This window comes from Rossellomorea aquimaris (genome assembly GCF_020171925.1).
In the GTDB taxonomy this organism is placed as follows: Bacteria; Bacillota; Bacilli; order Bacillales; family Bacillaceae_B; genus Rossellomorea; species Rossellomorea aquimaris_F.
The window spans coordinates 117,121-130,888 of record NZ_JAIVAR010000006.1; the positions used below are offsets into that span (position 1 = coordinate 117,121).

Annotated in this window: 16 protein-coding genes; 2 read left to right on the forward strand and 14 right to left on the reverse strand. The window is 43.7% G+C overall.

Translation table 11 applies throughout. The features are described 5' to 3' along the window. Positions 1–68 precede the first annotated feature (68 nt). The 6 genes from LCM10_RS17135 to LCM10_RS17160 all read right to left on the reverse strand — a co-directional run bounded on the left by LCM10_RS17135 (position 69) and on the right by LCM10_RS17160 (position 3,751). Positions 69–770 (reverse strand): DUF421 domain-containing protein, encoded by a 702-nt coding sequence (locus tag LCM10_RS17135; RefSeq protein ID WP_224877504.1) that lies wholly within the window; start codon positions 768–770, stop codon positions 69–71. A gap of 15 nt (positions 771–785) precedes the next feature. After that, positions 786–1,142 carry a stage V sporulation protein AE gene (gene spoVAE, locus LCM10_RS17140; RefSeq protein ID WP_224877505.1) on the reverse strand — a complete coding sequence of 119 codons (357 nt, stop codon included), beginning with the start codon at positions 1,140–1,142 and terminating at the stop codon, positions 786–788. Between the two features lie 18 nt (positions 1,143–1,160). Then, positions 1,161–2,177, reverse strand: coding sequence for a stage V sporulation protein AD (gene spoVAD, locus LCM10_RS17145; protein WP_224877506.1), 1,017 nt, complete (start codon positions 2,175–2,177; stop codon positions 1,161–1,163). Continuing rightward, entirely contained in the window at positions 2,177–2,647 is a 471-nt protein-coding gene (gene spoVAC / locus LCM10_RS17150) for a stage V sporulation protein AC (protein WP_224877507.1), read from the reverse strand. Before spoVAC ends, spoVAD begins: the two co-directional genes overlap by 1 nt. Before the next feature lie 12 nt (positions 2,648–2,659). Further along, the gene (locus LCM10_RS17155; RefSeq protein ID WP_224877508.1) at positions 2,660–3,127 is read right to left on the reverse strand and encodes a sporulation protein; all 468 of its coding nucleotides are present in this window, start codon (positions 3,125–3,127) and stop codon (positions 2,660–2,662) included. Between the two features lie 264 nt (positions 3,128–3,391). Continuing rightward, positions 3,392–3,751 carry a DUF1360 domain-containing protein gene (locus tag LCM10_RS17160; RefSeq protein WP_224877509.1) on the reverse strand — a complete coding sequence of 120 codons (360 nt, stop codon included), beginning with the start codon at positions 3,749–3,751 and terminating at the stop codon, positions 3,392–3,394. A 130-nt stretch (positions 3,752–3,881) separates the two neighbouring features. Between LCM10_RS17160 and LCM10_RS17165 the strand changes: the two genes are divergently transcribed. After that, positions 3,882–4,337 (forward strand): CotY/CotZ family spore coat protein, encoded by a 456-nt coding sequence (locus tag LCM10_RS17165; protein WP_224877510.1) that lies wholly within the window; start codon positions 3,882–3,884, stop codon positions 4,335–4,337. Between the two features lie 67 nt (positions 4,338–4,404). On the opposite strand, the gene LCM10_RS17170 is transcribed toward LCM10_RS17165, so the two are convergent. From LCM10_RS17170 to mgtE, 5 genes are all read right to left on the reverse strand, one after another. Then, positions 4,405–4,899, reverse strand: coding sequence for a CotO family spore coat protein (locus tag LCM10_RS17170; RefSeq protein WP_224877511.1), 495 nt, complete (start codon positions 4,897–4,899; stop codon positions 4,405–4,407). Between the two features lie 236 nt (positions 4,900–5,135). Next, a complete protein-coding gene (gene fabI, locus LCM10_RS17175) occupies positions 5,136–5,912 on the reverse strand; it encodes an enoyl-ACP reductase FabI (RefSeq protein WP_224877512.1) in 777 nt (258 codons plus the stop codon). 81 nt (positions 5,913–5,993) lie between these two features. Further along, positions 5,994–6,479: a DinB family protein gene (locus tag LCM10_RS17180; protein ID WP_224877513.1), complete on the reverse strand. Its 486-nt coding sequence runs from the start codon at positions 6,477–6,479 to the stop codon at positions 5,994–5,996. Positions 6,480–6,870: 391 nt separating this feature from the next. Further along, positions 6,871–8,736, reverse strand: a complete 1,866-nt coding sequence (locus LCM10_RS17185; protein WP_224877514.1) for a monovalent cation:proton antiporter family protein — start codon at positions 8,734–8,736, stop codon at positions 6,871–6,873. Positions 8,737–8,757: 21 nt separating this feature from the next. Continuing rightward, positions 8,758–10,101: a magnesium transporter gene (gene mgtE / locus LCM10_RS17190; protein ID WP_224877576.1), complete on the reverse strand. Its 1,344-nt coding sequence runs from the start codon at positions 10,099–10,101 to the stop codon at positions 8,758–8,760. A 432-nt stretch (positions 10,102–10,533) separates the two neighbouring features. On the opposite strand from mgtE, the gene prpE reads away from it, so the two are divergent. Further along, the gene (gene prpE / locus LCM10_RS17195; RefSeq protein WP_224877515.1) at positions 10,534–11,271 is read left to right on the forward strand and encodes a bis(5'-nucleosyl)-tetraphosphatase PrpE; all 738 of its coding nucleotides are present in this window, start codon (positions 10,534–10,536) and stop codon (positions 11,269–11,271) included. 43 nt (positions 11,272–11,314) lie between these two features. Here the strand turns inward: prpE and LCM10_RS17200 are convergent, their stop codons facing one another. From LCM10_RS17200 to LCM10_RS17210, 3 genes are read right to left on the reverse strand one after another with little or no spacing between them, the layout of a single operon-like run. Then, positions 11,315–12,256 carry an RluA family pseudouridine synthase gene (locus LCM10_RS17200; RefSeq protein WP_224877516.1) on the reverse strand — a complete coding sequence of 314 codons (942 nt, stop codon included), beginning with the start codon at positions 12,254–12,256 and terminating at the stop codon, positions 11,315–11,317. Next, positions 12,231–13,028: an NAD kinase gene (locus LCM10_RS17205; RefSeq protein ID WP_224877517.1), complete on the reverse strand. Its 798-nt coding sequence runs from the start codon at positions 13,026–13,028 to the stop codon at positions 12,231–12,233. The genes LCM10_RS17200 and LCM10_RS17205 overlap by 26 nt, the downstream gene beginning before the upstream one ends. Positions 13,029–13,048: 20 nt before the next feature. Next, a complete protein-coding gene (locus tag LCM10_RS17210; RefSeq protein ID WP_224877518.1) occupies positions 13,049–13,714 on the reverse strand; it encodes a GTP pyrophosphokinase family protein in 666 nt (221 codons plus the stop codon). Positions 13,715–13,768 lie beyond the last annotated feature (54 nt).

Consider the following 13,768-nt stretch of genomic DNA (forward strand, 5'->3'; position numbering starts at 1 on the left):
CGACTTCACCTCACTTTACCTTTAGTCACTTATAACATATGTAAGTGAAGACCGATCTGTATGGGCTTTTATTCATTTTGTTGGATGTTTGTCCAATTATACAGATCCAGGGTAAGGTTCCCATCCCTGTCTGCCTGGGCGAGGAAGACGGACTCTGTGGTCAGTTTCCTCCTTGATAATTCCTTTAGGAGCCATAACTTTTGAAACCCCACCTGTTCCAAAGCCTCCTCATCAATCTTTCCATCCACGATAACTGCCTGCGGAGGAGACGCCTTACTGAACAGGGATAGTAGATCTTCCTTGATCAATGGCTGCTTTTCTTTCTTCAACATGACACTCAGGTCGCCGTTCGTATCAAGCGTGGCAAATTCGACATCTGCAGCCCTGAACACATCTTTTTTCCTTAATTGTTCAAGAAGTTCATCCACTGAATATTTTTCTTTACGCAGCGCTTTTTCGTCGATTTCGCCATCCTTTATGAAGACAGATGGTTTCCCTTCTGCAAATCTTCTGAACTTACTGCTTTTCAATGAGATGATCGAGAATAGCAAAGGGACCAAAAACCATAAGAGGATACTCATAAGCCCTTCACTCAATGGGAGACCGAGATCCATGGAAAGCGTCCCTGCAATGCTCCCCACCGTGATGCCTGTGATGTATTCAAAAAAAGATAATTTAGACAGCTGCTTTTTTCCAAGCAGCTTTGTGATGAAGAACAATGACAGTAAGATAAACAAACTCCTGACTGCCACTTCTAAGTATTCTGGCATTGTACACCCTCCCTGTTACCCCTTTGGTTTAAAAAGAAGGGCACCTATGAAACCGAAAATGATTGCTGCTGAAATTCCCGAACTTGTCACTTCGAACATTCCCGTCAACACACCAACCACTCCATGTTCACTCGATTCCTGCATGGCTCCGTTCACAAGTGCATTCCCAAAGCTTGTAATCGGAATGGTGGCACCGGCCCCCGCGAAATCGATGAGCGGTTCATACAATCCAAATCCGGACAACACTGCCCCGACCACTACCAAAAGACTCAGTGTGTGGGCAGGTGTCAACCTCGCTACATCAAATAATAATTGTCCAATCACACAAATGATGCCACCGATGACGAATGACCAAAAGAACATTGCTAACATACGTGCTTCCTCCTTTCCTTATATAAATTCAATGGACACCGCGTGTGCAATGCAAGGGATCGTTTCTCCCTGTTGGAATGTCAGGGGTGAAAGCAGGGCCCCCGTCGCGACCACCAAAATCCGTTTGTATGTTCCTTTCCTCATTTCATTCAATAAATGTCCGTACAGGACCGTCGCTGAACAACCGGGTCCGCTTGCTCCTGACTGCACGGGCTGGTTTTTATCATAGATAAGCAAGCCACAATCTTGATAAAGCTCTTCACTGAGTGGATAGCCTTTCTCCCTCATGAGTTCCATTGCGGTCTGCCTTCCGATTGTTGCAAGATCCCCTGTTACGATGAGATCATAATAAGAAGGATCCCTCCCCAAATCCTGAAAGTGGCCCACCATTGTATCAACGGCTGCCGGTGCCATTGCCCCACCCATATTGAAAGGGTCCGACAATCCCATGTCGATCACTTTTCCGATTGTTGCAGAAGTGATTCTAGGACACGGAGCCGTCATACCTACACCACTCCCGACCACGGCATAACCGGCCCCTGTGACTGTCCATTGAGCGGTAGGCGGCTTCTGGCCACCATACTCGGTAGGGTAGCGAAATTGCTTTTCCGTCGCGGAGTTATGACTCGATGCCCCTGTCACGACTTTTTCGGCTCCTTGATAATTGACAAGAAATCCAGCCAAAGCCAATCCTTCCATGGACGTTGAGCAAGCACCGAACAACCCGAAGTAAGGGATGGCATAAGACCGGGCCGCAAAACTGGAAGGAGTGATCTGGTTGATCAAGTCTCCCGAAAGGAAGAATTGAACATCCTCTTTTTTGAGTGCTTGTTTTTCAAGCGCAATCTCAACTGCATCTTCTATAAGGACACGATTGGCTTTTTCATAAGAACCTTGCCCCATCCACAAATCGTCATAAAAACGGTCAAAATCCGATGCAAGGTTCCCATTTTTTTCGAAGGGCCCTCCAACCACACCGGTCGAGAGAATCGCCGGCTGTGCAGGAAACACCCATGATCGCGATCCCTTAAGCATCAAATAACCCCCCATAAAATTAATAATGTTTTAATCAAGGCAACGACGAAAGCGGAAAAAACACCAAATACAATAACGGACCCTGCAAGTTTAAAGATGTTTCCTCCAACTCCAAGCACAAGCCCTTCTGTCTTATGCTCAATTGCTGCAGATATGACTGCGTTCCCAAAACCTGTTACTGGAACCGCACTGCCGGCTCCTCCAAATTGACCTAAGTGGTCATAGATCCCGAATCCTGTGAGGAGCATTGCAAAAAACACCATCGTAGCGACCGTCGGGTTTCCAGCCGTCTGTTCGGTGAAATTAAAGAAATAAATATAAAAGTAACTGACTGCCTGACCGATCAGACAAATTGTCCCTCCCACAAAAAAGGCCTTGATGATATTCTTTATAAGTGGCCTTTTCGTCTCATATTGTTTTTCCACTTGTTCATATTTTTTTTGTTGAGGTGTTTTAGGTGTTTTTCCCACTGCTTTTTCCTCCTACGTTTTTTCCTTTTGAAGCTCGATGATTTCCTTGAACTTCTTATCTGCTTCTTCGTTGGATAGAGAGTGCTTCTCCATCTTTTCCTTTAATCGGACTGTCTCGAGGAAGATCTTATAATCGCTTGAAAGGATGAAGTCTTCATCCGGGTATTTTTCTTCTAAGTAATTTTCCATGTTTTTTTCAATTTTCTTCATTTTAAAACGCTGAAGATGCTTCACCTTGTAAACCACAAGGGTTTTTTCTTTATTTTGAATCACGGCTACGTCATATAACTCCTTCTTCTTGGCAAGTTCCTTTTTTATGGCATGTCCAAAACTGTCGGTTTCAGGATTGTCGACCAGTTCAATTGGAGAAGGATCGGTAGCTTTCAATAGTGCTGTTTTACTTTGTTTTCCGTCATCTGTATTGGAGCAGCCTGCAGACATTAGACAAATAACCAGACACGCAACTAGATAATTCTTCATCGTTATCCCTCTTTTTTCTATATACTCTCCCTTTTATGGTTTTCTTAATGTCTGATTTTATGATAAAAAAAAGATTGCTCATAAAGAGCAATCTAATTTTTCTTTGTTTTCGAGCCGCACCCGCAGTCTTTTTTCTTCTTGTTTGAAGCTGAGTTTGATGATTTCATCATGTTTTTAGAAGAGGATTTTTTCAAGTTCATGGCCTCCTTTGCCATTTGTTGTTCCATTATATGTTGCCGGATGCGTGCTTGTTTCCACATATACCTAATTACTGTTTGTATTCATATATTGGACAATCGCTTCAACGATTGCTGCAATTCCAGCCACAGCCAATAACGTGATCAACGGTCCAAAAATAACAGGGTAAAGATGATAACCAATATACAAAAAAAGGCTTACCCATATCCCTGTGCACCAGTAACAGGATAATAATTGCCCGACAAACCCTTTCACTCCGCCAGACTTCGGGATAAGATAGATCTCTTCTACTCCATTTTCTACTTCTGTCACTTCATCAAAAAACGGCGCCCTCAAAAATTCAGTGATCTTATCAAATACAATCAAATGGGTCATCCGGAAAATGGCAAACCCCAGGGTAATCAACTGTACGAAAGTAAACTCCACGGTATCCCCCCTTTTCCCATAATATATACAAGCCCAAATTTCCAAAAGAGGGCAGATGTCCGTTACCTAATTGCCTACACAACAATATGTTAGTAATGTAAATGAAATTTATTTTAAGGAGGAACTTTATATGGGTTGCGGAAGAGATAGAGACTTTGGTAAAAAAGATCTCGGCTGTGTATGTCAAGCAGTTCGCGCTATTAAGGATATTCAAGATGCTGGTGACGATTGCAACGAATGCCGTAACGATTGTTTTCTTGAGCCACTAGGGACGATGGTAAGCCCAAGTAATCGCGTAAATACCCGTATCTTCAAGCTTTACCTGAAGAACGGCGATACGTTCAAAGCACACATTAAGGGTAAACCTTGGAAATCCCCATTTTTCCGTGTGAAGGAAATTTTCGATAACTGCTGTGCTACACTTCAAGTAGTAAAACCTGAACACCACAGCAGAGGCGACGAAATCGAAGAATCAGAAATGATGAGCGAATGGGAATTAACAGGCGATTGCATCACTGTTGACCTTGATTGCTTCTGTGCGATTCAATGTATCAAAGATGTTTACGTTGACTTATGCGAAGATTGATAAGTCAAAAGCGTTAGCTTTAAATGAATGGAAAAAAAGCCAGCCGGGAATGCCCGCCTGGCTTCTTTTAATGTAAGCCTACCATCTTGATGGATTTCAATTCGTTCTTCGGGATCGAGACTTCCTCACCCTGGAACGTTTTGATTGCGATTCCGGCCTCATCCATCGAGGTGAGTACACCTTTATAAGATGCATCGTCCGTTTTGAATTCACACGGAAATGGCACTTTACCATTAATGCTCGCATTAATATACTCAAGTTTTTCCTCAAGATTCAGTTCCTTGAAAGGCTTCAATCTTCTGAACGAATAGCTGGACGACTTCGGCACTTCTTTATCAGTTTCCGCTCCGGGTTTACTACTTTCATTCACTTCTTCCAAACGACTCTTTGGCTCAACGACATGATCCATTCGGGTTTCCTTGATTTTTTCAGCGGTTGGTTCCTTCTTTTCCTTTGACTTTGTCGAACGATAAATCACCTGCATGTTACCTTTTACTTCTTCAAGCTTAGGTTGTTGGATGTATAACAGGGGTTCCTTGCTTGTAGCCTTTTGTTTCTTCATGATGCACACCTCCAATTCATCTCCACTTTATATGTATGCAAGCGGTGCACGTCAGTTTCTTTTTTATGAGATTTTTCCGATAAGGTGAAAACGCACGTTGATACAGTGCACGATCGCCTTACATGTTGATTGGACTGCAATGTGCTCTCCCCATGTGGGCATCCATTTTTCTGAAAATAACCAATCAAAAAAACCGCTGACATGAAAAGTCAGCGGGTCGGTATCTTTTGAGGGTATTAGCCAAGGATATGGTAACCTGAATCCACATGAAGATTCTCACCAGTGATTCCACGTGATAGGTCACTGAATAAGAATACAGCTGTGTCCCCTACTTCTTCCTGGGTAGTATTGCGGCGAAGCGGAGCGCGTTCCTCGATCTCCTTCAGAATCGAGTTGAAATCACCGACACCTTTTGCGGATAGTGTACGGATCGGACCTGCAGAAATGGCATTCACACGGATACCGTGCTTCCCAAGGTCACTTGCAAGATATTTGACACTAGCTTCCAATGACGCTTTAGCCACTCCCATGACGTTATAGTTCTGCATCACCCGTTCTCCTCCGAGATAAGTCATGGAAACGATACTTCCGCCTTCCGTCATCAAATCCTTCGCAACCTTCGCAACGGCTGTTAAAGAATAAGAACTGATGTTATGGGCAAGCAGGAAGCCGTCCCTTGTCGTATTCATATAATCACCGACAAGTTCTTCCTTATTTGCAAACGCGATACAATGCGCCAGACCATGGATGACCCCCACTTCTTCTTTGATCGCTGCAAAGCATTTCTCAATGTCTTCATCACTCGTTACATCACATGGGAGTACAAGAGCATCCTCCCCCCCTTCCAACGTTCCTGCAAGATCTCTTACACCTTTTTCAAAGCGCTCTCCTGCATATGTAAAGATCAACTTAGCACCTGACTGATGTAGGGAACGTGCAATACCCCAAGCAATACTTCTTTTATTGGCGACACCCATGACGACGAATGTCTTACCTGCTAATGAAAGAGTCATCATTATCCTCCTATTGTTACAAGTTATTAGTACCTGATACTAATTCTACATGAATCAACGAAAAAAGAAAAGGGTACGAACCTATGATATTTTCTTTTTCGTCTGTTCTATTTGATGGATATGCCTCTCTTCATGCCTGCCAAGGAGTTCAAGCACTTGCCACACTGGCATGTTCCCAAACCGATGATGATTCATCGTTTTCTGGGAGAGTTCCCTTTCAGAGTACGTATTGATGAATTTTTCCGTCAACTGCCTTGAAGCTTGCAAAGCACTCTTTAATTCTTCAATCGAATGTGGCTCTTCAGAAGGCTCGATCGGTGCTTTGAGCTTCTTCTCCTTATCTTCGAATACGCTCAAATCCACCTCTTCCCCAGTCTCTCCTTCATTTTCTTGTGCCGCATCTAGCGCAAGCTTCAAAAATCGCGTCTCCGCCCCTGAAAGATGAAGGACGATCTGTGCTATGCTCCACTCACCGTCTGAAGGCTTTTCGTTCAATTCTTCGAATGACAAGTCCGAAATGCTCCTTAACAGCTCTTCCCGTATCTTCAATACTTTCGTTTCCCACATGTACCACCATCTCCTTCATGTTCTTCTTTTACTAATTAGGTATCGCGAGCAGAAATTCCTTCCTTAGTGCCGTTTAACGGGAGTTTCCACACCCCCACTGAATTGAAAATCCCCATATAAAAGTAAGGAAAACCGTTAAGAGACGGTCAACCTTATACCACATCCATTTTAGCATCAAAAAGAGGAATGTGAATAACTCTACTTAAAAGTAAGCTCCGTATAACACCTCTGTTTAGTGAAAAAACACGGCTTACTCCACTCAAGTCAATGGCTCGAAGCGTCTAGAATCATTTGAAAAAAAACAAAAAGCAGGTCTAATTCATATGAATTAGACCTGCTTTCTTTAGATCTTCTTTCTTAAACAGAACCCCTTAATGGTACAGGAAGTCCTTTAACAATATTCACAGAATTCAAGCTCTCGCTTCAATTCATCCACATACTCCTTGGAGCCCGTGACGATCAATCTGTCATTCATATGAAGCTCTGTGTCTCCATGAGGAACGATCGAATCCTTTCCCCTGAAGATACGTACAAAGATGACGTCTCCTGTGAACGGGAATTTCCTGAGAGTCATACCTTCGAATTGACTGTTCAGCATCCTGATTTCATAAAGTGACATCTCCTGGTTCGTAAGGATATTCATCACGGAAGGTGACTCGATCATCGCCCTTAATAGCGCCTTGGTTGAAAGGAATACCGAATACACTTCGATCCCCTGCTCTCTCAAGGTTTCATGCATATCAGGGCTTTCAACCCTCACGATGACACGTTCGACCCCTCGTTCCTTCGCCATGATGGAAAGCGTGGCATTCGCTTCTTCATCGCCGGTCGATATGACAAGGATGTCTGCGTCGTTAAATACATTCAGATTTTCAAGCGTCTCCACAGAATAATTTTCAATTTCATGGATTTTGAATAATGAATCGGCAATATTCTTATCCGATTTATCCTGAATCGTATGATAAAGGACTGAATCGTATAGGGAAGATTGCAGTTCCCTTGATGCCGGTAGTGTCATTTGATTCGCTCCGAGGAACACCACTTTCAACTTCTTCTCCTTAGCGCTCTCCCGCGGGAATAGCTTCTTGAAGAGAATCGGCGTGATGATACATGCAATGACCGCCACAAGGATCAACGTCCCGCTCATTTGGGAAGTGATGATCTCCATTCTTTCAGCAATCTTTGCCGCAGCGATGACCAATGATAAAGTCGATGTCAGCAAGAATGCGGATGCCAATGTCGTTTTCGTATCATACCAGATCCTCAACAAATAAACAGGGAGAATCTTAGAAATCAAAAAGGCTGCAAGCAGCAGTGGTATCAACAGCAGCATCTTTCTATCACTCAGCAATGTTTGCAGATCCAGTTCGACACCGACCATCACGAAGAATATCGGGATCAGGAATCCGTAACCGAATGAATCGAGCTTTTGAACCATCTCCTGATTGGGTGCTAATAAGGATACCAATACACCAGCAAGAAAGGCACCGAGGATATTTTCAGCACCGACCGTTTCAGATACGGCGACCAGTAAGATGATGAGCGTAAAGACCGCTCTTGTTCCGATCTGTACAGTACCGGTTGATAAACTTTTGATGAAATGATTGTTTTTCATCCTCTTCCCCAGTAGGTATAGAAGGATTCCAACCCCGAATAGGACGAGAAGCAACCACATATTCCCGTGACCTTCCCCGTAAAGAGAAACGAATACAGCCAACAGGATCATGGTCACCAAGTCAGCGATGACCGCAATCAATAAGATGATTTGACCAATTGCCGACTTCGAAATATGTGCCTCCTTTAATGTTGGCACAACCACTCCTAATGAAATCGTCGAAATGATCAGCGTCATCAGGAACGCATTTTCAATTAAACCAAAAAGAACAAACAGATAAGACAGTCCAAGCGAAACAAAGAATATCCCTATGAAAATAATGGTCGCGACTTTCAGGCGATTGGGTTCTTCTTTCCCACTTGGGAGGGTCTCTTTTTTATTTTTACTGCTTGAGAAAGCAGTAAAGTCTATCTCCAGACCACTCAGGAACATCAAAAAGATGAACCCGAAAGTGGATAATGTCTCAAGCCACATATCTTGATGGACAAGGTCAAACCCGCTCTTTCCGATGACCAACCCCATGATGATCTCTGCAATGACGACTGGAATGAAGTTCAGTTTAAAGCGGTGAAGCAGTATAGGAGTCAAAAATGCGACAATGATGACAATGACCAAAGATGTTACAGAGGCATGCTGTTCCATGTTATTCTCCCCCTTTTCTTTTTATATAAGGTAATTCAAGAAAATCGTAGCCAGCCCTAAGTATATCAGGGTACTGATGATATCATTGATGGTCGTGATGAATGGTCCCGATGCAACAGCTGGATCTACTTTCAACCGGTGCATGAAAAGGGGTACCAGTGTACCCGCCAACGTTGCCACAAATAAAGAAATGAAGACCGATATACCGACCAGCAAGCCGAGATAAAAAGTCCCTTTCCACAGGTAGACGATCATACTGACGACGATTCCACAGGTCGTACCGGTTATAAGCCCCGTGCCCGCTTCACGAATAATCAGTGAAAGCTTGCTTTCTTTTTCCAAATCCCCTGTGGCAATCCCCCGGACAGCAACCGCCAGTGCTTGTGTTCCGGTATTACCAGCCATCCCGGCAATAAGCGGGATAAACACTGCAAGAATGGCTACTTTATCAAGTGTTGCTTCGAAGTGCCCGATGAGATTTGCTGTAATCATACCCAGGAATAGTAGCGCAATCAGCCAAGGCAAACGTTTTTTCGCTGCATTGAAAGGATTTCTGTCGATGGAATCCAAGTCAGCGATACCTGCAAGCTTGGAATAGTCATCCGACGCTTCTTCTTCCATAACATCCATAATGTCATCGACGGTAATGATTCCAAGCAAGTGTTGCTGAAAATCGACGACGGGCAAGGCAAGGAAATCGTAATCCTTCATTTTTCTTGCGACCGCTTCCTGATCTTCGCTTACACCCACCGACATGATCCTGTCACTCATGATTTCTGAAATCATGACATCATCGTCACTGATGATGAGGTCCCTCAGGGAAATGACGCCAACCAATTTCTTATCATCATCCACGACATACGTGTAATAGATGGTTTCAGCATTCGGTGCTTCGTTCTTTAGGATGTACATGGCGGAACGTACAGTCTGATTCTTGGATATGGCGACGAACTCAGTCGTCATGATACTTCCGGCAGTATACTCCTCATAATGCAGGAGCTCCCTTATTTCTTTAGCTGAGTCATCATCCATGATCGTCAAATAACTCACGACCTGCTCTTTATCCAATTCATTCAATACATCGACTGCATCATCTGTATACATATTGGATAACATTTCAGCTGCATAGGAAGGATTCATTTCTGCGAGGAGATCCTGGTAATCTTCTTCATCTATGTCAAGGTTTTCAAAGAGTTCAGCCATCTCTTCAGGAGAAAGATAATGGTAGAGCCGGGTCCTGAATTCATCCTCCATCTTCGAGAAGAACTTGGCCTGGTCATAAGAGTGCAAATGAGTGAACTCTGAACGGAAAAGATCTAAATTTTCTTCTTGAAGGGCTCTAATGAGAAGCTCTTCATCATACATTTCTTTCTCTGGTTTATCTTTATCATGAGTTTGTGCATCGTTTGCTTCGATCATTAAAACACACCCTCCTTTATGTTAATCCCATATAGTCGTATTAATACTAGCAAAACTTTATGTAAATGTCGCCCACGAACCCAGCATGACTTCATGTTTTTGCTATGAACGAAAGACGCTGGTTAGGTACCGTTGCCCGATTTCCTGTAAAACTTCGCATTCCACGGGTGCCTTCTTTTTTCCATAGCAATCAACAGCTGAATCCGGATAAAAAACAACTTGAGCCATAAAAAAAGGCTAAGTCTTCATATTATTAAAGCACTGAACCATTAATATGTCACAAATCGATTGAAATGAAAAGAAAAAAGTTTTTTAAGTGGATGACGAATCATTAAACGAGCGTTACTTCTCATGATTTCAACAAAAAGGAGATGCATAATGAAGATTGATGTAATCGGAGACATTCACGGCTGCTATGAGGAATTTAAAAAACTGACTGAAAAGATGGGTTACCAGTGGGACAAAGGTCTACCATATCATCCCGAAAGAACGCTTGCATTTGTAGGGGATTTGACGGACAGAGGTCCACACTCTTTGCAAGTGATTTCGATTGTATATTCGCTTCATCAAAAAAAAGAAGCTTACTATGTTCCTGGTAATCATTGCAACAAGCTTTATCGGTATTTCTTAGGCAACAACGTCAAGCTTCTTCATGGACTTGAAACGACTGCTGCTGAATTGGCCGCCTTACCAGAGGAAGAAAGGCTTCGCTATCAGTCGGCATTTATCCGTTTATATGAAGAGTCGCAACTTTACCGCGTACTGGATGATGGGAAATTGATCATTGCGCATGCAGGGATCAAACAAGACCTCATCGGAACCATGAATAAACGGGTGAAAACCTTCGTCCTTTATGGTGATATCACAGGGGAAGTGAATGAAGATGGTACACCCGTCAGAAGGGATTGGGCAAAGGAATATAAGGGGGATGCCTGGATTGTTTATGGCCACACCCCTGTCACCGAGCCAAGATGGGTCAATCACACAATCAATATCGATACAGGTGCCGTGTTCGGGGGGAAATTGACCGCACTACGTTATCCTGAGATGGTAACTGTCAGTGTCGATTCGGGCTTGCCGTTTGTAGAGGAGAAGTTCAGAAGCTTTCCAGACTGACCAATGGGTGAAATACATGCAAGAAAGAGATCCTTCCAGACATTCACCTGGAAGGATCTCTTCTTTGTTTATCCAATTGTCGCATCGCTGCATTCATATCTTCCGCCACCTGTGCTTCTACATTGACCCATTCGTGGGTAAGCGGGTGAAAAAAAGAAAGAGACCTACAGTGAAGTGCCTGTCTATTCATAAGATTTGTTTTTCCACCATATAAGTCATCACCCAAGAGAGGATGGCCGATCGAGGCCATATGGACACGGATCTGATGTGTCCTGCCAGTCAAGGGCCGTACGGTGAGGCGAGCAGCATGAGGGTATTGGTCCATGACGACAAACCGTGTTTTAGCGGATTGGCCATCGGCCCGTACTTCCCTTTCAATGATACTCGTCTCTTTCCGCCCTATTGGTTGGTCAATCAATCCCTCAACTTCGTTCATAACGCCTTCAGCCAAAGCCTCATATTCCCTTGAAATTTCCCTATTCTGCTGCTGAATGCTGAAAAGGTGATGAACGTGCCGATGTTTGGCTATAAGGACAAGGCCCGATGTATCACGATCAAGCCTCGTGACAATATGGACAGCATATGAGAGGTCGTTCGCCCGATAATATCCGGCAATCGCATTAGCAAGCGTTCCCGAGGTATGTTCTTTCGAAGGGATCGAACTCATCCCCGAAGGTTTGTTCACGACAAGAACATCCCCATCCTCATATACGATATCTAATGGAACTTCTTCCGGAATCAATTTAACACTGCTATGTTCAGGCGGGAAGGTCAACTTGACATCGTCACCTGCTTTAAGTGTATGGCGCACATTGACTTCATTCCCATTGACCGTAATCATGCCGCCATCGAATTTCACGGAAGTCAACGTTCGTTTGGAAATCCTCCGATCAATGAGGAACTCCCGCAAAAGTTTTCCTTCAAAAACGGAAGGAACCTTCCATTCGATGCTATATCCATTACTCATCTGCGACAAAGGAGTCATGAACCCTCTTCCAAAACGGGAATGGTCGGAAGCGTGCAAATCTGATTTTTTCATCCGCTACACGATACTGTATCGATTTGACATCTTTATGCAGCAGCGAAAGATGATCGATCGTCACCAGGAAATCCGGTCCATTGACCGGCTTCAACATACATGTGTGGTGTGCGGGCAATATGAGAGGCGATCCGATTGTCCGGAAAACACGATTGTTGATGGATGCCATTTCCGCAAATTGAATTGCGGGAAGTGACGGATGAATGATTGCACCGCCAAGCGCTTTATTATATGCGGTGCTACCAGAAGGAGTCGATAAGCATAAGCCATCGCCCCTGAACCGTTCAAAGTGCTGCCCCCTGATTTCCACATCCATGACAAGAGTACCCTCCACACTTTTGACCGTAGACTCATTGAGTGCAAGATAGCGTGTCTCCTTACCACCGTGCTGGTATCTTATGATGGTCTCGAGCAATGGATACTCGATGATTTGATACGGAGTCTTGGCAATGGCGATGACAAGCTTTTCGATTTCTTCCGGGACCCAATCTGCATAAAACCCCAAATGACCTGTATGTACCCCAACGAAAGCGGTCTTATCAAGCCTGGATCTGTACCGGTGAAACGCATATAATAAAGTGCCATCCCCACCTACCGATATGACGATATCTGGTTGATCTTCATCATAGATCAAATCAAAATCCTGTAGATAGGTTCTCATTTTATGCATCAGGGTGTTGGATTTCGAATCACCCTTTGACGTAATGGCAAACTTCATCGAGATGGACCCCCTTCATTTCACTGTTTGTGAATTCTTTTATCAGTCTGACCGCTGCCCCTCTTATCCTGTTCCAATTTGTTTGTGAATATAGCCTGTGCTTCTTGAATTTCTTCCCTGATCAAGCTCATTTCTTCATCAAGTCTGAAAGCAGCTTCTGCAGCACCTTGAAGCCTTAAACGGATACGTTCAGGAAATTGGCCACTGTACTTATAATTCAAAGAATGCTCAATCGTTGCCCAAAAATTCATCGATAACGTCCGGATTTGAATTTCAACGAGAATATTCTTCTCTCCTTGGATTGTTTGAACGGGGTAATCGACGACTATATGATAAGACCTGTAGCCGCTCGGTTTCTTGTGGGTGACGTAATCCCTTTCTTCGATGACTGTGAAATCCTTACGTGCCCGAAGATGATCGACCACGACATGAATATCCTCCACAAATTGACACATCATCCTTAATCCCGCAATATCCTGCATTTCTGTCCCTATGTCCGATAAGGGAATGCCCTTTTTATTCGCTTTATCCAAGATGCTTGCAATCGGTTTGACGCGCCCCGTCACAAATTCAATCGGAGAATGTGTTTGCTTAAACTCATATTCCCCGCGCATTCCTTTCAGTTTAATTTTAAGTTCATCCACGGCCTGTTTATAGGGAGCCAAGAATTGTTCCCAATGATCCATTCCCCTCACCTCATTTGAAACATTTCTACATTATTTCTACGGTTGAATTTACAC